Raw genomic sequence first — 21,771 nt, forward strand, 5'->3', positions numbered from 1 at the left:
TCGTGAGGCCTATCGCCAGTTTCAGCGCCATGTTCGTGTGGGCCATCCTGCTCATCGCCGTCGTCGGCATCGCCGTGAGCCTGACCCAAGGGGCGTGGGCTCCCACCGTCGCCTGGGCGATCGTGGCAAGCGCGGCCGCGGCTGGTCTGATACGTCTGCGACACCGGCAGATCGGTAGCACCCGTACATTGAGAGCTGTTCCCGCGCGGCGAATACATCGCGCCCAGCACGACAAGAACGATCACCCCTGACACATCCCATCGACTCCGACGGCTCCCCTCTCCGCGGCCCAGATCGTCCCGCCGGCATTCGTAAGCGCCCAGGGGGGACGGGCCTTGGGGCCTTGCGTCTGACGAATCCCCGGAATGGTTATCGAGTACAGCTCAGCGTTTTGAAAGCTGGCCTGTTGAAGTCAGTACTGCTGTATTCAGTACTGCGCGTTCGTCATTCACCACCGACTCCGCGGTCCGTGGGAAATCGGTAGACCCGAATTCCGCCCTCGCGATCGGTGTATTGAATGCTCCAGAGCGTGCGATCCACCTGCCCCAACTCGATACTCCGGACAGCTTCCTCCAAGGTCGGGTACTCAGCAGTGCGCTGCGCAGCACCGTCGTAGAGAAAAGTGAAATGCATTCGATCCTCGTCCTTTCTTCCCAGTCAGGTCAGGCTGCGACCGCGACCGGCCGGGGCGCAAAGGAAGACGAGGCTCGCAGTTTCGCGAGACTTTGGGCGAGGAGCCGAGAGACGTGCATCTGCGACACTCCGATCTTCTCCGCGATTTCCGCCTGAGTCAGTTCCCCGAAGAACCGGTAAATCACGATGATGCGCTCACGCTCGGGCAGAGCGAGGAGCGCCGGCCGCAGCGTTTCCTGATTGTCGATGCCGTCGAGGGCAGCATCGAACTCCCCCAACGCATCTGCGATCGATCGACCGTCACCGACAGCGGCTGCATCGAGGGACGCTGCATGATAGGAATCGCCGGCAGCAACGATCTCCGCGACCTCGGCGGGCTCGACTCCGAGCTCTTTCGCCAGCTCCGGCACCGTCGGCTCACGCCCGAGATCCTGCGTGAGCGCGGTGCGTGCTTTGTTGAGCGCAAGACAGTTTTCCTGCAACGAGCGCGGCACCCGCACATCCCATCCACGATCCCGGAAATGCTTACGCACCTCCCCCATCATCGTGGGAATCGCGAAGGCGAGGAAGTCTTTGCCCTTGGCCAAATCGAAACGGTTCACCGCACTGACCAGACCGACGCTGGCCGCTTGGACGAGATCGTCGAGCGCTTGTCCGCGGCCGCGATACCGCAAGGCGATATGGCGAGTCAGCGGTAGACATAGCTCGATGATCTGCCTGCGCAGACGCTCGCAGCGTGCGTCGTCTCCCGGCAGAGAAGCCAACTCTTCCAGCAAGCCCGCGACCTGTGCGTATTCGGCGTCCTTCATGTGCCGGCTCACGCGATCACCCACTTCTGCCGGGTGGTCGTTGCTCGTGCGTATCGTGCTGCGCGCATCGTCTTCTCCTTCACAGTCGCGCTCACGGGTTGATCGCCTGCAGGACTACGCGGAATGAGGCCGCCGCGACCAGGGCGAACGCCACTGCGGTCAGCGGGCCGGCAAGGACGGACCCGACTGCGCCCAAGATTCCGGCGATCACGATCACCAGGACGAGATCGAGCGTCACCCGCCGCCACCAACCTCGGGAGGCGACAGGGGTCGTGATCGGCGATCGCCGCTGCGCAGAGGCCCGCCCGACGTCATATGAGGAGGTCATGGCAGTTGTCATTCACACTCCCGGGGTCCACGTGCTCACACACAGCTGTCTGATCCGATGTCGTAAATCTATACCAACTGATGCAGATAAGCGACAATTAGAGCGGCAGAGAAAACAGGGATCGAGAGCGCCGTGGGCAATCTCCCCTTGGGCCCACCTGCACATTCAGGCGTGTTTCCGTTCTTACCGGGCGGGTACGTTCTAGCCGTGACTATGTTCGGTTGCGCGAAAATCTGCAGTGCTGACCATCAGATTTGCAGCATCGGCCGGCGAAGGGATAGTGATGAGCCGTGTTAAAGTCCAGTGATATCCGGTTGGGCTGAGGGAGTAGTGCTGTGGCAGTGACAGATGCAGCGCACGTCCATGCTGCCTACGACCGCCGTGGGGTGTACGGGATTTCCGTGATGTCAGAACTGTCCGGCGTCGGCCCGCAAACATTGAGACTGTACGAGCGCCGCGGACTGCTCACCCCAGCCCGCACGGGCGGGGGAACCCGCCGCTACAGCGAAGCAGACCTGGCCACGTTGACACGTATCAGCGCGTTGATCGCCGACGGCATCAACCTGACCGCGATCGGTGTCATCCTCGACCTGGAAAACCGGAACGCGATCCTGGCCGAACAGATCGCTCAGCTCAGTCAGATGCCCGCGGAGGAATCGCCTTCCGAGCGCGTCCCGGAAGGCGGTGACCCCGCGTCGGCGTGAGCGATGGCGCCGAAATCCGCATCGGCAGCGATCACATGCCCCTCCGATTCGAGCTGGTCGATCGCCGCATCGAACGCGTCGATAAGCCACGGCTTCTGCGCCTGCGCGAGCAGCGTTTCCGTATTGTCGTCACCGGTCTGCACGATGTGCACCCACCACGAACCGCTCGCATCGGGCTCGTCCCACAACCCTCGCGCAGAATTGGTGGCCAACACGTAGCGGTTGTACTCGAGATCCACACGAATGGCGTACTGCCCGTCCACATTCACCACAGCAGCGGGCCGCTGCGACGCCGCAGCCAACGCGGTCAGCGCGTCGTCGTACATTTCCGAGAACTTCTTCGTCAACGGCATAGTGCAGTCCTACTCATCGAGGCCCCATGCAGACAGCACAAGGCAAAAGACAGCCCGTTGCCACTGCTATGACGAAGAATGCTGCCCGACCGTCGACTGCGCGGAACCCGAGCAGCGGAACGAAAGCGCACTCGGCTAACCAGATCGCCAGGGCGATCGCCAAGGCAACCGCCCTGGTGTCCTGCTTATCAGCCTCGGATCCTCGTTGGTCCGCAGTCCCGACGGTTTTGTGATCGGCGCGTTCGCCGGCCTCGGGTTCCAGGTTGCCGAGGACATGCTGTACGCCGCGCAGAGCGCCGCCTACACCTTCGGCTCCGACCAGCTTTTCTGCGAGCGTGCGAGTGCGGGTGTAAAAAGTCTTTCGAGCCGACGGCCGGCGCGAAGCGGAGCCAGCGGTTGCGTGCAGGTCGCTGCCGGTCAAAATCGGAAGGCCAGAAGGGAATCTCGATAAGCTTTGTCAAGCACGGCCGCAGGCCGTTCCCTCTTGTAGGGTCTCGAGAACCTTGGCCAGTTCTCACGCGAGATGGCCACTCGGTGGCCAGTTGGCCATCTGGGTGAGATTGTCTCGGCGTGGCTGCGTGGTGAGAGCGGATTGCGGGTGGATGATCCAACCGAGTACTTCCGATGCGGGGAGATACCGCGATGGGGAACGCTACGGTCGCTGGATCGGCGAGAACGCGTGCCGGGTCGTCGAATCTGGGTGCGGCGCAGCTGTCGCGCCGCCACGTAGTGGACGGCGCCGAGGAGATCCGACCGCTGGCTGAGGTCGCGGTCGATGACATTGTTGCCTCCGCGCCGTGGCGGACCTTTCGCTGGCATGGAGGTCAGCAGCACTATTCGGGTACCTATTGGGCTGCGAGCGAGTCCGGTCTTGTGATTTACGAATCGCGGCTGGAGCTGGCACGTCTGATTTTCGCGGACTTCGATGTGGAGGTGCAGCGCATTGCCGCGCAGCCGTTTCTGCTGAGGTGCCAGGTCGATGGCAAGGAACGCCGGCACATTCCGGACTACTTGCTGCTGACGAATACCGGACCGGTGATCGTGGATGTGAAACCTCGCCGGCGGTTGGCGTCGAAGACGGTGGCGTTCACGTTCGAGTGGACCAGGTCGGTGTTGACCGCGCGGGGATGGCGCTACGAGGTGTGGAGCGAGCCGCCTCCGATCGAGCTGGAGAATGTGCGGTTCCTCGCCGGCTATCGGCGGGCGTGGTTCTTCGATCCGGATGTGCTGGATGCGGTGAGATGTGTAGTGCGGGAGGGGATCAGGATCGGAGAAGCACTGCCTGCGGTGTCTGCCTATCCGGAACCTTTGGTACGGGCGGCGCTGTTTCATCTGCTGTGGCGGCAGGAGTTCCGAGTGAACCTGGCGCAGAGGTTGACCGCTGCCAGCGTGTTGCGGACCGCGTCATGAGTGGCGCAGCGGCGCGGGTCGGTGTCGGGACTCGGTTCATCTACGACGGTGAGATCGTCGAGGTGATCGAGATGATGGCAACCGCGGCGAGTAATGAGGTCGTGCTCAGAACCAAGACGAACGGTCAGATCCGCCGCATCGCCGTTCGAGAGCTGCTGACCTCGGAGAACGTGCGGGTGATCCCCGAGGAGGGCGGGCCGTCCTCCGACGATCCCGGCGAGTTGTCTTCCGTTGTGACGGCGATGCTGACCGAGCCCGACCGCATCCAATTGCTCGAACGGGCTGCGCATGTGCGCGAGGTGCTGACCGGGTACAGGTCGGGTTCCGCGCAGTTGTCTGTGCCGGGCGAACCGCGCGCCGAGTACGACCCGGCGGTGCCGTTGACGAGGCGGTATGCGGCGAAGGCTGAAGAGCTCGGGATTGGGGTGCGGACACTGCGGCGCTGGGTCGGTGACTATCGCCGCGGTGGTGAGGCCGGCCTCGTACCGGGCAGAGCGGCCGGGAATGGGCCGATGGAGCACCGCGACCAGCGCTGGGTCGAGACGGCGTTAGAGGTGATGGTCGAGCACACCGATCAGTCGCGGCCGTCACGGACGATGGTGATCGAACGGGCGAATGCCCGGGTGGTGGCCCGGTTCGGGGCGGGTGTGGTGCGGCTGCCGTCGCGGGCGACGGCGTTTCGCATACTCGAGGATCTGGAGCGGCGGCACCCGACGTTCCGGTTGAGCACCAAACGCAACCGGGACATCGCGGCCCGACCGGACGAGCCGTACGGGAAGCTGCGCCCGACCCGGCCGGGTGAGTACCTGTTGATGGACACCACGCGGCTGGACGTGTTTGCCCTGGACCCGGTGACACTGCGGTGGGTGCAGGCGGAATTAACGGTCGGGATGGATTGGTACACCCGCTGTGTCGTCGGTATCCGGCTCACGCCGGTGTCGACGAAGGCGGTCGACGCGGCGGCCACGTTGTATCAGGCGTTCCGGCCGCGTCCGGCGGGCAGGGATTGGCCCGCGCATGCGGTGTGGCCCGAGCACGGCATTCCGCGGTCCCTGTTGGTCGACGTCGACGCGATCGACGGGCCGATGGCCGGGGCGGCGTCTCCGGCGCTGGCGCCGGAGACCATCGTGATCGACCACGGAAAGATCTATGTCTCCGAGCATCTGACCAGTGTGTGTCAGCGGATGGGGATCTCGATCCAGCCGGCCCGGTTGCGGACCGGCCGCGACAAAGGGCCGGTGGAGCGGTTCTTCCGCACCATTCGGGAGGACCTGTTGCAGGCGCTGCCCGGATACAAGGGCCCGGACGTGCATTCGCGTGGGGTGGCGCCGGAGTCGGAGGCGTTCTTCTACCTCGACGAGTTGGAGGCGATCATCCGGGAGTGGGTGGCGGTGGTGTATCACCACCGGCCGCATGAGAGCCTGCTCGATCCGCATCTGCCGTCGGTGAAGATGTCGCCGGCGGTGATGTTCGAGCACGGCGTCGCCCGCGCCGGTTACATCGAGGTCCCTCGCGATCCGGACCTGGGGTACGAGTTCCTCAAGGTGGAGTGGCGCACCCTCCAGCACTACGGGTTCGAGGTGCACGGCCGCCGGTATAACGGCGACCTGCCGCCCGGGTGCCGCGACGGCGCCAGCCCGTACCCGGACCGGGGCAAGGGCAAGGGCCGGTGGTGGCCACTACATGTCGACCCGGACGACATCACCCGGATCTACCTGCGGGATCCGGCCTCCCGGCGGTGGTACCCGCTCGAGTGGGAGCACGCCCGGTCGATGCAGATGCCGCTCAGCGAGGACGCGTTGGCGTTCGCCCGCCGGTTGGCGAAGGCGAAGTACACCTACCCCGATGACCGGATCGCGGTCGCCGACCTGCTCGAGCGGTGGAATCTCGGCCTCGGGTCGAGCATGAGCGAGCGGCGCATGGCGTTGCGTATGGCACGCGAGGACGCAGCACTCGACCTCGAGCCGGACGGACCGACAGACCCGACTGGACTGCCATCGGTGACGCGGCACGACGCGGCGGCGCCTGTCGACACCGCGCAGGACGGTAAGGACATCGGTGACGACGACGCCGAGGACGAGCCGGACCGGCCCGACGACGGAGACTTCTACGCCGATGCGCTGGAGTACCTGTGACGATCGCACTGATCCGGCAGCACTTGCAGGACTACGCGCCGCTGGGCAACGTGGCGCTCTCCCGTAAGGAGGGGTGGCGCGATTTCGCCGACGCCCCTTCCCTGGTCGCGCCGCAGGTGCTGACCCGCACGCAACTGAGAGCGCTCAGCGCGGACGACGCCGAGGTCTACAACCATTTTCGGCAGCTGTGGCACGCGAACCTGGGCCCGATCCGGACCGCAACTGACCGCGCTGCACGAGCAGCTCTCGACCGTGGTCGACAGCAACCTCCAGTTCGGCGACAAGGCCAAGGGTGCGGTCGCGATCGACGCCTACCCCGGCCTGGGTAAGACGACGTCGGTGCTGGCGTTCGCGAAGGCGTTCCACCTCCGCGAGATCCGGATCAAGGGCACCCACACCCGCGACGGGCACCAGCGGTGGCCGGTGTGCCGGGTCGGGTTGACCGGCAACACCGGCCTCAAGGAGTTCAACCGGGCGATGCTCGAGTTCTACGCCCACCCCGGGGTCACCCGCGGCACCAGCGCCGACCTGTCCCGCCGCACCCTGGACTGCGTGACCTCCTGTGAGACACGACTTCTGGTGGTCGATGATCTGCATTTCCTGCGCATGCACGCCACCAGCGGCGTGGAGATCAGCAACCACTTCAAATACATCGCCAACGAGTTCCCGGTCACCGTGGTGTTCATCGGCGTGAAGCTGGCCGAACGCGGCCTGTTCGCCGAGGCGCAGACCGCGCGGCGCACCACGCTGGTGGGGATGCGGCCGTTCAGTATCGACACCGACACCGGCCGCCGCGAATGGCGGACGATGCTGCTGGCGATCGAACAGGGACTGGTGCTCGCCGACAAGTACCCCGGCATGCTCGCCGACGACCTGTCGGACTACCTGTTCACCCGCAGCACCGGCCACATCGGATCGCTGATGGTGCTGATCAACCGCGGCTGCCACCGCGCGGTCGGCACCGGCCGGGAACGCCTCGATGCCGAGGTTCTCGACACCGTCAGCAACGACGAGGACGCCGAGACCGCGCGGCGCGAACTCGCTGCCGCTCTCGACGCGCGGCGCATCACCTCCCGGCCGACACGTCGCCGCCGATGACCGGGGTGCGGTCCCTGCCGATCCGGGTGGTCCCGCTGCCCGGGGAGGCGATCGATTCCTGGCTCGAGGCCATCGCGCACCGCACCGGGACGCCGTTCGTCGACCTGGACAAGGCCCTGCGCCCCGACGACAGCACTGCCGCCGGCAGGGTTCGGCGCCCGAACCTGTGGCCGATGCACCTGCGCCCAAACGACGTGGACACCATCGCCGCGGCGGCGGATCTGGCCGCGGCCGTTGTCGAGGCGATGACGTTGTCCCGCTACGACGGGGTCGCCCTGTCGCTGAACGGCCGGAAGGGACGAGCGGCCGCGGGCCTGCCCTGGGGGCGTGGCCGCCGATCCCGGTACTGCCCGGACTGCCTCGCCGAGTCCGGTGGTCGGTGGCAACTGCAGTGGCGGCTGGGGTGCGTCTTCGCCTGCACCGAACACCACTGCCTGCTGGCGGACACCTGCCCGCGCTGCGCAAGCGTTCAACGGTGCAGCCGTCCCCTCCGGGAGGTCGTGCCGAGTCCGGGCCGCTGCGCCCACCGCAGTGCGGATACCACTCGCCCACGTGGGCTCATCCGGTGCGATGCAGACTTGACCTCGGCACCGGTGATGCGGTTGCGCCCGGATCACCCGGCGATCCGGGCCCAGCAACGCGTGCTCGATGTCCTCACCGCCGGCCGAGGCACCTTCGGCGTGTACGCCGAACGTCCTTTCGGGGCCCGCGTGGTGCTGGCCGATCTGCACGCCATCGCATCCCGCGTCCTCGCCTACGGCAGCATCGAGGAGATCGCCGATCGGGTTCCCGCCGACCTCGCCCACGCATTGGCCCGGATTCGGTCAGCGCCCGCACCGGAAGCACCGGCATTGCGTCGATCGGAGCTGTCCGGAGCCGACGGGGCGATCGCCACCGCCGCCGCGGTGACGACGGCCATGACGGTGCTGGATCGGCCCGACATCGCCGGTGCCGGCGAGGCGTTGCGGTGGCTGGTGCACGGTGGTCGGCGTCCGGGGCTGCCTGTCGACGCCGGAACTATATGCGACTGGGGCAGCGCCACCAGTACAGTGTTGGCGGCCATCCAGCTCGCCGCGTTGCGGCCGCTGTTCGTCCGCGCCGTCGATCAGTTGCGGTACCGCAGCGCCGCCACCCTCCCGAGCTACCCGTCCGCGAGCGCCACCACCGTGAACGACGCCGCCCGCCGCATCCTGACCCAGCTGTGGCCGGAATGGTCACTGCGGTTCACGGTGGCCCCGTGCAGTCCGGCGCAAGTCCGGCCGGCCCTGTCGGTAGCTCTGATGCTGGTGGGCACCACAGTCAGGCTCGGTGAGGCCGCCGACCGCCTGGGATCGGCGGTCCGCGCGGACGGGGTCACCCGCACGCTGGCATGCCTGCGGAACTCCCCTCGGTGGGACGACAGCCTGATCGCGTTGACCCGGCTGGCGGATCACCTCGCCGCGGAGCCGCCTCCGATCGACTACGACCGGCGCCGCCACCTGGACTATCGCGCACTGCTACCCGACGAACTGTGGCACAAGATCTGCCGCCGAACCGGAACACCCCCAGGCGCCGGCCAGAAGGCGGACTTCGCCCGCTGCCTGCTATTCGAACGACTCAGCGGGCTCCCCGCGTCCCGGTCCCCATTCCTCGCGGCCGGTGACGACGTCCGCGCGAAACTGTCCGGATTCCCGCGCACACTCACCCCCGCACTGGCTGCGTTACTCGACGAGGCGGCCCACCAATTCCTCGACGACCAGGGACTGGGCAAGGAACCGGTTGCCTGGCATCCACCCCTGCATCTGCTCGATGGGCTCGACCTGCCCGGACCCGATCCGGGCGCAGTGGACCTCGCCGCCCTCCACGACCTGACCCGCCACGAACACACCTCCCTGTCCGAGATCGCGCGGCAACTTGGCACCACCCTCGACGTGATCCGCTACCTCCTCGAAAACCATCCCGCACCCGCATCGCCCACTGCCGCAGAGCGGTTCGGACAACGCGCAGCCCAGACCGCAGCAGAGGAAGCATTGAGTCGGACGCAGTTCGTCGACCTCTACTGTGTGCAACGCCGCACCCTCGCCGAGATCGCCGCGATGATCGGCGTCAGCAGGAAATCGGCAGGCCGGCTGGCACGACACCACGGCATCACCCCGGCCGTCGGAGGGCCGCCGGTCGATCCGGCATGGTTCCACGACCAGTACGTCACCCAGCGACGAACACTGCGGGAACTCGGGCACGAGGTGGGACGCAGCGTGCCGCGGATGAGCCGGATCGCGAAGCAGTACGGCATCCCGATTCGCCCGCCGACTGCTGCCGGTCGTGCGCGTCACCTGAGCGAGTCGCACTGATTAGGGCAACTTGCGTCGATCGCGTCGTCGGGGTCCGTTTTTCGACCAGCCGGTAGTCACCGGTCGTGAGCGTCGCAGACGAGCCGTGGAGTTGTGGTCCATCCGTGACCTTCGAGCCAGGCCAGTGCCTGCGGGGGCAGGTCGTCACCGGGCGATCCGGTGAGCAGCGGACCGTCGCCGCATCGGCTGCAACTGATCACCAGGACGTGGCTGTGCGGCTGGCAGCGGGCGCAGTGCCGCGCCTGCCGCAGGTGGCCGCCGTCGAGGTGCAGCCAGACGGTGGCGAGATCGGCGCGATGCGGGACGAGGTCCCGGCGTGTGGAGGGCTGATACCCGCAGGTCGGACAGGCCGACGGTCCGAGGGTTGGTGATGTCGCCGCCGGAACCGTTGACTGCGAGGGCTTTTCCTCCGCCGTGGCGGTGTCGACAGCGAGTGTCTTCGGCGGACGTGACGGGAGGTGTCGGTAGAGGGTGGAGCGGGTGAGCCCGGTCTTGTCGGTGATCTCGGAGATGGTGGCCCCACCGTCCCGCAGTTGGGTGGCGTAGGCGAGTTGGGCGTCGGTGACGACGCTGGGCCGGCCGGTGCGGCGGCCCGTCTTCTCTGCCACGGTGCGGGCGTGCGCGGCCCGTTCGACCGCGTAGGTGCGTTCCATCTGCCCGAACAGCGCCAGCAGTATCACCGCCAGCTGGCCCATCGGGTCGTCCGGGTTGGTCGAGTCGATTCGGATGGGGTCGGCCAGGTTTCGGAATCCGATGCCGCGCTGGTGCAGGTCGTGGATCAGGTTGAGGGTGTCGCGGACGGTGCGGCCGAGACGGTCGAGGGTGTGCACCACGATGACATCGCCTTCGCGGGCGTACCCGAGTAGCGCCTGCAACCCCGACCGCTCGGTGGTGGCACCGGACTTCTTGTCCACGTACACGTTCGCCGGGTCGATCCCCGCCTTGGTGAGGGCGTCGATCTGTCGCGCCAAGTCCTGCTTGCTCGTCGACACCCGCGCGTATCCCAACTCCATCTTCGGAGCGTACCGAAAGTTAGGTCTGTACGGTGGTTATGACACGGAATTGTAGAGCCTATTTTCGAGCTGCTACCTGGGGCTTTGTTGTATCCGGGTCGGGTTAGATGTGGGTTAGATGGACCGCAAGCACGCGAGCGGCGGGCATCACTCGGATGCCTTTAGTCAAATTTCGTATTACGATAATGGGTATGGCTGAGGAAACGATCAACGGAGCGCCCGTCACGGACGGGATGATCCAGCAGTGGGCAGACGAGGCCGAGGCCGGTTACGACGTCGAAAAGTTGCGCAAACGCGGCCGGCCGACCGTGGGGGACGGCCCCGGCGCAGTGGTACCGGTACGGATGGACGAGGCATTGTTGAAGGCATTGAACGCCCGTGCCGAGCAGGAGCATGTTTCCCGATCCGAGGCGATTCGAGAAGCGGTGCGTGCCTGGACCCAGGTCGCGTGAAGGCGCATAAATCCGCGCTCAAACACGGGATCAGCGAAAACGATGGCATCTACGCGGCAGAGCATCACATATATACCGCTGGTCTGGACGACGACAACCCCGCGCGCGAGTTCCGGCTGGGTTTCGACCCGAACGGTCGGCTCCTGGAACTGGTTGTCCTGCGCTTCGACAGTGGGAACGAGCTGCTCATTCATGCCATGAAGGCTCGCTCGCAGTACTTCGACCTCTTGTAACTTCGACCTCTTGTAGCGATCACGGAGGCGGCCGGTGCGAGAGCCGCCCCTTGGAGGCGAACGATCCGATCGAGTGGGTCAGGATAGTTACCACGATCATCGGGCGTAGCCGAGTAGCGCCTACAGTCCGGGACGTCGGTGGTGCCCCCCGGATTTGTTGTCCACGTAGAACGTCGCCTGGTCTATCCCCACCTTGGTGAGCGGCGTCGATATGCTGCGCGAGGTTCTGCTTGGCGGTCGACGGGCGTGTCCCAACTCCATCCGCGGAGCGTACCGAAAGTCAGGTCCGTACGAGTGTTGTGGCACATAGTTGTGGAACTAACTTGTGAGACGCTTCGACCAGGACGTTTGCGGCATCCGGATGCGGTGCGGGCGGCGTCTCAATTCTAGGGATTTCAGGACAAGCTCGCCGACGACTTCGGAGAACCCGTCCCTCGGGACGACGATCCCTGCGGTTGACATCACGTCTTGTGAGAGGTGGTTCGTACCGTGGAGTGGAGTGGCGGGTTGACGCCGGTCGCCGGGCTCGGCAACGATGTCTCGCTGGATTGCCGCGGCGCAGTCTCGTCACGTTCCGCGGCCGCCACCCTCCCGGTTCCGCGGCCGCACCCTCCCGGTTTCCGGCCGCACCGGGCAGAGAGCACCGGATGACACCGACCGAGGACGACCTCGACCCCGATATCGCGCAAGCCTGGGTCTTCTGCGACCTGCTGGACGAGGAGATCGAGGGGCTCACCGCCCGAATCGAGAACATCCGAGGAGTACGCCCAGAGGACCGCCAACTGAGTGCATACCTGCGGGGACAACTCTCCGAGGTGCATCAACTGGCGGCCCGGCTGACCGCCCGGTATCCCGAGCTGCGCGGCGCCGGGCGGCATTGCGGAGACTGATCGGCGTCCGGGGTATCAGGGTGGGCGGTGCGTCGACGACGGCGCGACCGCAGCCAGGTCCAGCGTGGTGAGGCTCGCGGGCAACCCGATCTGCGGCCATTCGGCGGTCAGGGTGACCGTCCGCGCCGGTGCCGGGAGCCAGTACAGCGGCTCGCTGCGGAAGGTGCAGATCCCGGTGGCGGTGGCGTGGAGATCCGGGCGGGGAAAGTAGGGGTCCGCGACCGCGAGGTCGTCGGTCCCCGCCCACACGTCGAGGTAGGACCACTGGGCCGACGGATCCGCGGGGTCGGTCAGCGGGCGGGTCTGGTGCAGAGCGCGCCGGGCCGGGCGGCCGGTGGCGGTCAGGGCCAGCTGCAGCGCGAGCCCGCATGGGTACGCGGTGATCCGCACCAGCTCAAGGGTCAGGTGAGTGCGCACGGTCAGCAGTCGGCGACCGTGCACCCGGTCACCGCCGCACGGCGGTGGGGCGGTCGCGGGCCAGCGTGGACTGCGCACGGCAGTGATGGTGCACCACCATCTGGCAAGTGGCAACCGGGGCGGGGGGAGCCAAAGCAGTTGTACCGGTGAGTAACCGGCGATCGCCGGATTGGTCCGGGCACTTCGGGTGCTGCAGGGAAGGTGCTGATGCTTCGAGCCCCGGACTTCACCGAGCGAAAGGGTGCAGCCCTGGCCCATAGAAGCGGTAACAGGCTTGCGCGCGGCCCGGAGTTGACGATCGGCGTCCGGGTGCTGGTCCGCCGGAAAGCCCGAAGCGGACGACCTCGGCGAGGTCGTCGAGGTCGTCGAGGACTCGCGGCACTGACCCAACCTGGGGCGCCGGGTACGACTGGGCGCCGGGGTTGGTGAGCGATCGCGCTCGACGACGGGCGGGCTGATCTTCGCCGACCCCGAGGACCTCACCGTCGATCCCGGCACCCACCGCTGCGCTGCGCCCCCACCCCGAAGTCAGCGCATCCCACGCAGGTCCGTCCCCGGGGAGTGGCCGGCGTCAGACGAGACCGGGTGACCGACGGCCGCATCCGCGGTCGGTGCCGGGCCCGTTCCAGCTCCGCTTTCCTATCGCGTGGGAGTGCCGGGGTAGGACGAACATTGCAGGGCCTCCCGGACGAGAGCGGGCGTGTGGGCCAGCTTAGGCGCCGGAGAAGCGGGTTGTGGTCGTGCGTCGGCGGTGCAGCTTGGGTAGCTGTTGTGGGTGTCTACCGGACACGGACTGGCAACGGATATCCCGGCGGCGCTGTGGACCGTCTCGCACCCCACTGCCTGGAGTTTGGGTTCAGACCGAGCGGGTACGCGAGGGCGGTGAAGGCGAACGAGCATGTGCAGGCAGGGCGCCCCGGTGCCGCGGGTGAGCAGGTCTCGGTGCTGCTGATCGCGGATCCGGGCGAACCGGCGGCTCTCGCCGAACGTATTGCGGAGTCCCTGCCGGAACGCCTGCGCAGCCCTGACCGGGACGAGCGCCGGTGGACGACGAGCGTGCGCCCGAAACCGTACCTGCCCGACGAGCAAGCGGATTTCGCCGATGTCATCGACACGGTCGATCCGTCCTCCGAAGCGGAGGACATCGTCGTGTACCTCACCGACCTGCCGCGCCGCGAGGACACCCTGCCGGTGGTGGCCGACGTCAGCGCCGACCACAAATTCGCGCTCATCTCCGTCGCCGGGGTGGGCGGTCTGCGCATCGAGCGCCGGGTCCGCGCCGTCACCGAACTCGCGATCGCCCGCGTCCTCGGGGAACCGGACCTCAACCCCGGCGCGGCGCGGCGGTTTCCGTCGGCGCAGATCCAGGGCGGTATCCGGTACTTCGCGCCGTCGGGGCTGCGGCGGCTGCGGCTGCTGTCGGGGATGGTGCGGGCGAACCGGCCGTGGCGGCTGGTCACCGGACCGTCGAAGGTCCTCGTCGGCGCCTTCGCCACGGGTGCGATCGCGCTGGCCACCAACACGATCTGGTTGTTCGCCGACACGATGGGTCCGTGGCGGATGGGTGCGGCGACGGTGCTGTCGATCGTGGCGATGATTCTCTGGCTGATCCTCGATCACGAACTGTGGGAGCGGCCGACGTCGCCGGACGAGCGCGATCGTTCGGTGCTGTACAACACCGCGACCGTGGTCACCCTGGTCATCGGCGTGATCGTGCTGCACGTGGCCCTGTTCGGTCTGCTGCTGTTCACTGCGTGTCTGACTCTTCCCCCCGGAACTGTTCTCCCGTGTTCTGGGGCACGGGGTGACCTTTGTTGATTACCTGACGCTCGCCTGGTTGCTGGCGTCCATCGCGACCATCGGTGGGGCGCTCGGGTCGGGTCTCGAGGACGACGCCGCCGTCAGGGAAGCGGCGTACGGGGTCCGGCAGCGGCAACGCATCGAGGAGACGCGGCAGCCGTCGAACGAGGCGGGGTAAACGCGATCGGCGAAGCGCGCGTGAACCTACCCTGGTGATTCATCGGGGAGGTCCCTACTCGACTCCACCGCGAGGCACAATTCTCAATGACTACGTCGGGGAGGAGAAGTTCTCGGTTACCGACCGATGGCTGACTGCTGTGCCGCAGACTCCACTACTGACCGATCCGGCCGCGGTGACGGCGGAGCGGCTTTGTTGCCGCACTGTGGAATTGACTGGTCAGAGCAAGAGATGGAAGATGTCGAAGGCGACGTTCCATTCGGCGGTCCCGGGGTTCTTACGGTCCGGCTCGACCGTGACGAAAGTTTGCGCCAGCGCCACGCTCAACCCTCCTGCGATCAGCGGCAGTCGTTGCTCTGTCTCCTCTGAGAGGGCCACGTCCAAGGGCGGGCGGGCCGTGAGCTGATCGAGCAGCGGTTGAAGTTCGATCTCCTCGTCGAGTTTTTCGAACCGGTGGATGCTCTCCTGTAATCCCTTGGTGATCGGCAGGTCCCACGGTTCGATCACGTCGCGCAAGTTTGCTTTCGCGGAGGCTTTCCCGATCAGGATCACGTCGTAGATCTTGTCGTCGATGAAATCGGTATAGCGCTTGAGATCGTTCCGGTCGACCTGCAGTCCAGCCGCTGCCCGGAAGAACCGCTGGAATTTCACGGTGCCCATTACTGGCATGTCGTCAGCTCCTTTCGAAGTATTCATGGATTTGGCGTACGGCCATCGCTCCTTCACCGACGGCGGATGCGACTCGTTTCACCGAGCCGCTGCGGATGTCGCCCGCCGCGAACAGGCCGGGCCGGCTGGTTTCGAGCGTCCTGGACAGGCCGCCGTTGATCGGCAGGCTGCCGTCCGCTCGTGCGTGGATCGCGTCCACACCGGTGAGGACGAAGCCGTGGTCGTCGAGTGCGATCGCGTCGGCCAGCCACCCGGTGTGCGGCATCGCCCCGATGAAGACGAACAGGGCGTGCACCCGAATCGTGTCCTGGTCGCCGGTGCGATTGTCCTCGACTGCAATTTCTTCGAGGTACTTCTCACCGTGGACCGCACGAATCTCGGTGTGCCGGTGCACGGTGACCCGCGGATGGCGCTCGATCTGGTCGACCAGGTATCGGGACATGCTCTTTCCGAGGTCGTCGCCGCGGATGAGCAGGTGAACGTGGGAGACATGGTCGGCGAGGAAGACGGTGGCCTGTCCGGCGGAGTTTCCGCCGCCGACGATAGCCACCGGGTCGGTGCCGCACATCCGCGCTTCCTGATGGGTTGCGGCGTAGTACACGCTCGTCCCCTCCAGTGCCTCGATCCCCGGAACCGTCAACTTGCGATATCGCGCCCCGGTGGCGAGCACGAGGGCCCGGCCGCGGACCGCGCCGCCGCCGGTCAGCCGGAGCACATGGTTCCCGGCCTCGGATCCCAAACCGGTCACCTCCGTCGACACCAGGATCCGGGCGCCGAACTTCCCGGCCTGGATCACGGCTCGTTCGGCCAATTCGGAGCCGGAGACCCCGGCGGGGAAGCCCAGATAGTTCTCGATCCGGGAGGAGGTACTGGCCTGGCCGCCCGCGGCGATCGACTCCAGTGTCACCGTGTTCAACCCGTCCGAGGAGCCGTACACGGACGCGGCCAGACCGGCCGGTCCCGCACCCACCACGACGAGGTCGCACACGTCCTGGGCCGCGTCCGGGACCGGGACCGGAAGCCCGACGATGCGTGCGAGTTCCGCATTCGTCGGATTGCGCAGCACCTTCTCGCCGTGCCAGATCACGACGGGAGTGTCCTCGGGGGCGACGTTCAGGCTGCGCAGCAGCTGCTCCGCCCGTTCGTCCCGCTCCAGATCGATCCACCGGTGGGGCAATCGGTTTCGCATCGCAAACTCGCGAAGCCGCAACGTATCGGGGGAGAAACAGGAGCCGATGATCCGGAACCCCGAACCGAGCCCGATCAGCAGGTGTCGACGCACCAGGTAGGCGCGCAGGATCAGATCGCTGAGCACAAGATCGTGGGCCACCAGCGCGCGCACCCGCTCGGCCGGGACGACGAGCATCTCGCCGTCCTCGATCACTTCGGCGGTGAAGAACGCCACCTGGCCTTCCAGCAGTCCGAGCTCGCCCAGGAAGCGGCCCGGGCCGTGCACGCGCAGTATCCGGCGTTCGCCGTCCACGGCGCCCTCGTCGATGACCGCGACCTTGCCGGAGAGGATGACGAAGAAGTCGTTGCTGGGCGCGCCCTCTCGGATCAGCACCTCGCCGGTGTGAACCGATCGACGCGTGCCGCCGACCTCGAGCGTCGCGACCTGGTCGTCCGTCAGCCGCGGGAAGGCGCCCTCCTCGTCCGGAGTCTCGTCGTCGACCGGCGGACTGTCGGGGACGGGTGCGGCGTCCTCAGACGAAGTTCTGGTCGACATAACACCACCGCCAATCCTCGCCGGGTTCCATCGACTGGACGATCGGATGGCCGATGCTGTGGGCGTGCGCGCTCGCGTGCCTGCCCGGCGAGGAGTCGCAGCAACCGACGTGTCCGCACGTCAGGCACAGCCTCAGATGCACCCACGGGGTTCCGAGGCGAAGACATTCCTCGCAACCCTGCGGAGTCCGGGGCGCCACGGGCCGGATCGCGGTCACGTGTGGGTCGGCATGGACAGAAGTCATGGCTTCGCCTCATTGCCTGCATTTTCCGAGAGCGCCTGATCGAGCCACGTGCGCAGCTGGGGGACCGGAGCGGCGCCCGCCTGACGAGCGAGGACCTCACCCCGGTCCATCACCAGCAGCGTCGGCACGGCGCGGACGGTGAACCGTTCGGCCGTCTTGGGTGCAGCATCCACGTCGACCTTGACCAGCTTGATCTGGCCTGCGCGTTCCCTGGCGAGCTGCTCGAGCGCCGGGCTGACCATGCGGCACGGGCCGCACCACGTCGCCCAGAGGTCGACGAGCACAGGCACCGAGGACTTCTCGGCGACCTCCGCGAAGTCGCCGTCCCCGGCCGAGGCGATCCAGGGCAGCGGTTCGTGGCAGTTCCCGCAGCGCGGTCTTCCTTCCCCGGCCGCCGGCACCTTGTTGACCTTGCCGCAGTTCGGGCACTTCACCGTGTCGGATCCCATGACCAGTTACCTCTTCTCAGGCCGCCGCGACGGCGGGTTCGGCATACGCGACGGCAAGCTCGCCGCCGTCCACCGTGACGCTGATGGTGCCACCCGGTTCGATCTCCCCGCGCAGCAGCGCACGACCGATCTTGGTCTCGACCTCGTGGGCGATGTATCGGCGCAGCGGCCGCGCACCGTAGACAGGGTCGAACCCGTGTTCGGCGATCAGTCGGCGCGCCTCCGGCGTGATTTCCAGGTGTATCTGCCTCTCCGACAACCTGTTTCGAAGGTCGGTGAGTTGCAGTTCCACTATGTACTCGATCTGGGGCAGGGTGAGTGGGGAGAACAGCACGATGTCGTCGACCCGGTTGAGGAATTCGGGGCGGAAATGCCCGCGCAGTTCTGCCATCACCCGTTCCCTGGCGTCCGGCTTGATTTCGCCGTCGGCTGTGACCCCGTCGAGGAGATGCTGGGATCCGATGTTGGAGGTCATGATGATCACCGTGTTCCGGAAATCGACTTGCCTGCCTTGAGAATCGGTGATCCGGCCGTCGTCGAGCACCTGGAGCAGGGTATTGAAGACGTCGGCGTGGGCCTTCTCGATCTCGTCGAAGAGCACCACGGAGTACGGCTTACGCCGCACCGCTTCGGTGAGCTGGCCACCTTCGTCGTACCCGACGTATCCGGGAGGTGCACCGATGAGCCGACTCACCGTGTGCCGTTCCTGGTACTCGCTCATATCGAGGCGCACCATGTTGTCTTCACTGTCGAATAGGGCGCTGGCCAATGTCTTTGCAAGCTCGGTCTTTCCGACGCCCGTCGGGCCCAGGAAAATGAACGAACCGATCGGTCGACGAGGATCACGGATACCGGACCTCGCCCGGATCACAGCGTCCGCGACCAGTTGCACCGCCTCGTCCTGACCGACGACCCGCTCGTGCAGGATCTCGTCGAGCTTCAACAACTTCTCCCGCTCACCTTCTTGCAGCCGGGCGACCGGGATACCCGTCCATGCGGCCACGATCTCTGCGATCTCGTCTTCGGTGACCACTTCACGCAGCAACGGATTTCGGCCTTGTCTGGTGGCCAGTTGCTCCTCCGCCGCCTCGAGCCGGCGTTCGAGCTCGGTGATCTCGCCGTATCGCAACTCGGCTGCCCGATTGAGGTCGTAGTTGCGTTCGGCGGCCTCGGCCTCGACGCGCAACCGTTCCAGCTCTCCTCGCAGTTCTTGCACCCGCCGGATCGCCTGCCGCTCCGCCTCCCATTGAGCGTGCCGGGCGTCTGCCTCGGCCCGTAGATCGGCCAGCTCCTTGCGCAATTCTTCGAGGCGCGCTTTGCTGGCCGCGTCCGTTTCCTTGGACAGTGCGGCCTCTTCGATCTCCAGACGGGTCACCTTCCGGGTGAGCTCGTCGAGTTCGGCAGGCATCGAATCGATTTCGGTGCGGAGCCGAGCGCATGCCTCGTCTACGAGATCGATCGCCTTGTCCGGAAGGAAGCGGTCGGTGATGTACCGGTGCGAGAGGGTCACGGCGGCCACCAATGCACCGTCTTGAATTTTCACGCCATGGAACACCTCGAGGCGTTCTCGAAGTCCGCGCAGAATCGAGATCGCATCCTCGGCACTGGGCTCGTCGACGAGAACGGTCTGGAATCGACGCTCCAGTGCCGCATCGGATTCGATGTGCTTGCGATACTCGTCGAGAGTGGTGGCACCGATCATGTGCAGTTCGCCGCGTGCGAGCATCGGTTTGAGCATGTTGCCGGCGTCGAGAGACCCCTCGCCGCCGACCGAGCCCGCTCCGACCACGGTATGCAACTCGTCGACGAACAACAGGATGCGCCCCTCGGCAGCCTTCACCTCGGACAGCACGGCCTGCAGTCGCTCCTCGAACTCGCCGCGGTACTTCGCGCCGGCCACCAGAGAACCCATGTCGAGCGAGAAGATCGTCTTGTCGCGTAGGCCCTCGGGCACGTCGCCGCGGACGATCCGCTGGGCGAGGCCCTCGACGATCGCGGTCTTACCGACGCCGGGGTCGCCGATCAGCACCGGGTTGTTCTTCGTTTTCCGGCTCAAGATCTGAGTTACCCTGCGTATCTCGGCATCTCGGCCGATGACCGGATCGAGTTTGCCTGCCCGCCCCTCGGAGACGAGGTCGCGTCCGTACTTCTCCAGCGCCTCGTACGCCCCCTCCGGGGTGGCCGAGGTGACGCGCTGATTGCCGCGCACCTTCGTCAGCGCTGTGAGGAAGGCGTCCCGTGTGACCCCGTGACTGGCGAGGACCCGCCCGGCCGCGCTGGCCGACCCCTCCTCGGAGAGGGCCATCACAAGATGCTCCACCGACACGTAGGAATCCTTGAGTCTCTTCGCCTCCCGCTCTGCGGCGTCGAGCAGCTTGGCCAGACGCTGGGTGATCGTCACCTGACCGGGGGTCGCGCCGGGGCCGCTGACCTTCGGCCTACGCGACAGTTCACGTTCCAGATCGGATCGAAGTGCTTCGACATTCGCGCCGGCCTGTTCGAGCAGTCGGGGCACCAACCCTTCCTGCTGATCGACCAACGCGAGCAGCAGGTGCTCTCCGTCGACTTCGGTGTGGCCCATTCTGGTCGCGACGTTCTGGGCTTCCTGCAGGGCTTCTCGTGACTTTTCAGTCAGGCTGCCGGTGTCCATGGGGGTGTCCTCCTTCTGCGGGAAGCTGCTTCGAGTTTCTCGATTCGATCCAGCAGATCGAGCACGAGCCCGATTGCCGAGTAGTTCAGGCCCAGGCCGGTCCGCAGCCGTTGGATGCGGGCGGCGTGGGTCACTTCGGATGGTTCGAACGACATCTCGCCGCCGGCGTCGCGGTGGGCGTCGAGCAGGCCGAGAGCCACAAGCTTTCGTGCCAGGTCGGGGTGCAGCCCGGTACGTTCGGCGAAGGCATCCGGCGACAATCCGGCACGGCGAACCAATACGTACTGAGTGATCGGCGTTGAGGTGCTCATGTCTCTTTCCTCGGATCGAAGTTCGATTCGGCGCCCAACTGCTCGAACAGTTCGCGTTCACGTGCTGTCGGTTTCGGCGGCACCATCACCTTGATTTCGGCGTAGAGGTTGCCGTTGGCGCCCCGCGGATTCGGCATTCCTTCTCCGCGCAGGCGCAGCTTCCGTCCCGTCGACGAGCCCGGCACCACTTTGACTTTCGCCTCTCCGCCCGGGGTGGGAACGACGACGGTCGACCCGAGAACCGCCTCCCATGGCGATACGGGCAGATCGACGTAGATGTCCCGACCCTGCACGCGGAACCGTGAATGCGGTTTGATCCGCACCACGAGGTACAGATCCCCAGGCGGCGCGTCACCGTTGCCTCGGCCTCCTTGCCCGGCCAACCGGATTCGCTGGCCGTCCAGGACGCCGGCTGGAATGTCGACGTCATACTGCCGTCCGTCCAGTCTGAGAGTGCGTTTTCCGCCTTGATAGGCCTCTTCCAGAGCCAGTTCCAGTTCGGCCTCCTGATCGGCGCCGGGAATCGGTCCGAACCCACCGCCTCCGCCGAACATCTGCCCGAAGAGGTCTTCGAAGTCGACGCCGCCCTCGCCACCGACACCGTGACCGAAGTGCACCCTTCTGCCCCCGCCCCCACCGCCGTACCCGCCACCGCCGAACCCGCCGCCGTACCCACCGGCGCTTGCCCGGACCCGTTCGTCGTAATCCTCGGGCACACGCCGGAAGTCGTCACCGAATCGGTCGTAGCGTTTCCGGGTGTCCGGGTCGGACAACACCTGATAGGCCTCGTTGGCCTCCTTGAACCTGTCCTCCGCAGTGGGATCCTTGTTCACATCGGGGTGGTACTTGCGGGCCAGCTTGCGGTACGCCTGCTGAATTTCGTCGGTGCCGGCGCCCCGCGGGACCCCGAGTACTTCGTAGTAGTCACGGGCCATCGGT

General features: G+C 66.3%; 22 protein-coding genes and 2 pseudogenes. 11 read left to right on the forward strand and 13 right to left on the reverse strand.

Features of this window, described 5'->3' with window-relative positions; all coding sequences use genetic code 11:
* Positions 1-2 precede the first annotated feature (2 nt).
* Complete coding sequence (locus BH682_RS32835) at positions 3-251, forward strand: hypothetical protein (RefSeq protein ID WP_075836181.1); 249 nt, start codon at positions 3-5, stop codon at positions 249-251.
* Between the two features lie 193 nt (positions 252-444).
* Here BH682_RS32835 and BH682_RS32840 read toward each other — a convergent pair whose 3' ends face one another.
* From BH682_RS32840 to BH682_RS36130, 3 genes are all read right to left on the reverse strand, one after another.
* Positions 445-633 (reverse strand): hypothetical protein, encoded by a 189-nt coding sequence (locus BH682_RS32840; RefSeq protein ID WP_042926415.1) that lies wholly within the window; start codon positions 631-633, stop codon positions 445-447.
* A 29-nt stretch (positions 634-662) separates the two neighbouring features.
* The gene (locus BH682_RS32845; protein WP_075836183.1) at positions 663-1,442 is read right to left on the reverse strand and encodes a SigB/SigF/SigG family RNA polymerase sigma factor; all 780 of its coding nucleotides are present in this window, start codon (positions 1,440-1,442) and stop codon (positions 663-665) included.
* 91 nt (positions 1,443-1,533) lie between these two features.
* Positions 1,534-1,782: a hypothetical protein gene (locus BH682_RS36130; RefSeq protein ID WP_143542593.1), complete on the reverse strand. Its 249-nt coding sequence runs from the start codon at positions 1,780-1,782 to the stop codon at positions 1,534-1,536.
* A gap of 329 nt (positions 1,783-2,111) precedes the next feature.
* Here BH682_RS36130 and BH682_RS32850 point away from each other — a divergent pair, with 329 nt between their 5' ends.
* The gene (locus tag BH682_RS32850) at positions 2,112-2,474 is read left to right on the forward strand and encodes a MerR family transcriptional regulator (RefSeq protein WP_411561147.1); all 363 of its coding nucleotides are present in this window, start codon (positions 2,112-2,114) and stop codon (positions 2,472-2,474) included.
* On the opposite strand, the gene BH682_RS32855 is transcribed toward BH682_RS32850, so the two are convergent.
* The gene (locus tag BH682_RS32855) at positions 2,408-2,827 is read right to left on the reverse strand and encodes a hypothetical protein (protein WP_075836185.1); all 420 of its coding nucleotides are present in this window, start codon (positions 2,825-2,827) and stop codon (positions 2,408-2,410) included. The two genes, BH682_RS32850 and BH682_RS32855, sit on opposite strands and share 67 nt — an antisense overlap.
* 229 nt (positions 2,828-3,056) lie before the next feature.
* On the opposite strand from BH682_RS32855, the gene BH682_RS32860 reads away from it, so the two are divergent.
* The 5 genes and pseudogenes from BH682_RS32860 (at position 3,057) to BH682_RS32880 (ending at position 9,800) form a co-directional block, all read left to right on the forward strand.
* On the forward strand, positions 3,057-3,278 hold the full coding sequence (locus tag BH682_RS32860; RefSeq protein WP_232354278.1) for a hypothetical protein: 222 nt from the start codon (positions 3,057-3,059) through the stop codon (positions 3,276-3,278).
* A 278-nt stretch (positions 3,279-3,556) separates the two neighbouring features.
* Positions 3,557-4,237 (forward strand): TnsA-like heteromeric transposase endonuclease subunit, encoded by a 681-nt coding sequence (locus BH682_RS32865; RefSeq protein WP_223304648.1) that lies wholly within the window; start codon positions 3,557-3,559, stop codon positions 4,235-4,237.
* Positions 4,234-6,372, forward strand: coding sequence for a helix-turn-helix domain-containing protein (locus BH682_RS32870; RefSeq protein WP_075836189.1), 2,139 nt, complete (start codon positions 4,234-4,236; stop codon positions 6,370-6,372). Before BH682_RS32865 ends, BH682_RS32870 begins: the two co-directional genes overlap by 4 nt.
* Positions 6,369-7,470, forward strand: a pseudogene (locus BH682_RS32875) (ATP-binding protein). Before BH682_RS32870 ends, BH682_RS32875 begins: the two are co-directional and overlap by 4 nt.
* Complete coding sequence (locus tag BH682_RS32880) at positions 7,467-9,800, forward strand: TniQ family protein (RefSeq protein ID WP_075836191.1); 2,334 nt, start codon at positions 7,467-7,469, stop codon at positions 9,798-9,800. Before BH682_RS32875 ends, BH682_RS32880 begins: the two are co-directional and overlap by 4 nt.
* Before the next feature lie 56 nt (positions 9,801-9,856).
* Here BH682_RS32880 and BH682_RS32885 read toward each other — a convergent pair whose 3' ends face one another.
* A complete protein-coding gene (locus BH682_RS32885; RefSeq protein ID WP_016885136.1) occupies positions 9,857-10,813 on the reverse strand; it encodes a recombinase family protein in 957 nt (318 codons plus the stop codon).
* A gap of 191 nt (positions 10,814-11,004) precedes the next feature.
* On the opposite strand from BH682_RS32885, the gene BH682_RS32890 reads away from it, so the two are divergent.
* The 3 genes from BH682_RS32890 to BH682_RS32900 all read left to right on the forward strand — a co-directional run bounded on the left by BH682_RS32890 (position 11,005) and on the right by BH682_RS32900 (position 12,388).
* Positions 11,005-11,265: a ribbon-helix-helix domain-containing protein gene (locus BH682_RS32890; RefSeq protein WP_016885137.1), complete on the forward strand. Its 261-nt coding sequence runs from the start codon at positions 11,005-11,007 to the stop codon at positions 11,263-11,265.
* Positions 11,262-11,498 (forward strand): hypothetical protein, encoded by a 237-nt coding sequence (locus BH682_RS32895; RefSeq protein WP_016885138.1) that lies wholly within the window; start codon positions 11,262-11,264, stop codon positions 11,496-11,498. Before BH682_RS32890 ends, BH682_RS32895 begins: the two co-directional genes overlap by 4 nt.
* A 647-nt stretch (positions 11,499-12,145) precedes the next feature.
* Positions 12,146-12,388 carry a hypothetical protein gene (locus BH682_RS32900; RefSeq protein WP_075836193.1) on the forward strand — a complete coding sequence of 81 codons (243 nt, stop codon included), beginning with the start codon at positions 12,146-12,148 and terminating at the stop codon, positions 12,386-12,388.
* 15 nt (positions 12,389-12,403) lie between these two features.
* Here BH682_RS32900 and BH682_RS37385 read toward each other — a convergent pair whose 3' ends face one another.
* On the reverse strand, positions 12,404-12,883 hold the full coding sequence (locus BH682_RS37385) for a hypothetical protein (RefSeq protein WP_016885140.1): 480 nt from the start codon (positions 12,881-12,883) through the stop codon (positions 12,404-12,406).
* A gap of 804 nt (positions 12,884-13,687) precedes the next feature.
* Here BH682_RS37385 and BH682_RS32915 point away from each other — a divergent pair.
* Positions 13,688-14,783, forward strand: a pseudogene (locus BH682_RS32915) (hypothetical protein).
* 219 nt (positions 14,784-15,002) lie between these two features.
* On the opposite strand, the gene BH682_RS32920 reads toward BH682_RS32915, so the two are convergent.
* The 7 genes from BH682_RS32920 to BH682_RS32950 are packed head-to-tail and all read right to left on the reverse strand — an operon-like array spanning position 15,003 to position 21,767.
* Positions 15,003-15,443: a DUF1931 family protein gene (locus BH682_RS32920; RefSeq protein ID WP_198174649.1), complete on the reverse strand. Its 441-nt coding sequence runs from the start codon at positions 15,441-15,443 to the stop codon at positions 15,003-15,005.
* Between the two features lie 13 nt (positions 15,444-15,456).
* Positions 15,457-17,178: an FAD-dependent oxidoreductase gene (locus tag BH682_RS32925; protein WP_075836199.1), complete on the reverse strand. Its 1,722-nt coding sequence runs from the start codon at positions 17,176-17,178 to the stop codon at positions 15,457-15,459.
* Positions 17,156-17,422, reverse strand: coding sequence for a UBP-type zinc finger domain-containing protein (locus BH682_RS32930; protein WP_075836201.1), 267 nt, complete (start codon positions 17,420-17,422; stop codon positions 17,156-17,158). The genes BH682_RS32925 and BH682_RS32930 overlap by 23 nt, the downstream gene beginning before the upstream one ends.
* The gene (gene trxA, locus BH682_RS32935; protein ID WP_075836203.1) at positions 17,419-17,871 is read right to left on the reverse strand and encodes a thioredoxin; all 453 of its coding nucleotides are present in this window, start codon (positions 17,869-17,871) and stop codon (positions 17,419-17,421) included. The genes BH682_RS32930 and trxA overlap by 4 nt, the downstream gene beginning before the upstream one ends.
* A 16-nt stretch (positions 17,872-17,887) precedes the next feature.
* Positions 17,888-20,521 (reverse strand): ATP-dependent chaperone ClpB, encoded by a 2,634-nt coding sequence (gene clpB / locus BH682_RS32940; protein WP_075836205.1) that lies wholly within the window; start codon positions 20,519-20,521, stop codon positions 17,888-17,890.
* Positions 20,503-20,832, reverse strand: coding sequence for a chaperone modulator CbpM (locus BH682_RS32945; protein WP_030537135.1), 330 nt, complete (start codon positions 20,830-20,832; stop codon positions 20,503-20,505). Before BH682_RS32945 ends, clpB begins: the two co-directional genes overlap by 19 nt.
* Positions 20,829-21,767, reverse strand: a complete 939-nt coding sequence (locus tag BH682_RS32950) for a DnaJ C-terminal domain-containing protein (protein WP_075836207.1) — start codon at positions 21,765-21,767, stop codon at positions 20,829-20,831. Before BH682_RS32950 ends, BH682_RS32945 begins: the two co-directional genes overlap by 4 nt.
* Between the last annotated feature and the right edge of the window lie 4 nt (positions 21,768-21,771).

It is taken from the genome of Rhodococcus sp. YL-1 (genome assembly GCF_001942025.1).
GTDB lineage: Bacteria > Actinomycetota > Actinomycetes > Mycobacteriales > Mycobacteriaceae > Rhodococcus_F > Rhodococcus_F qingshengii.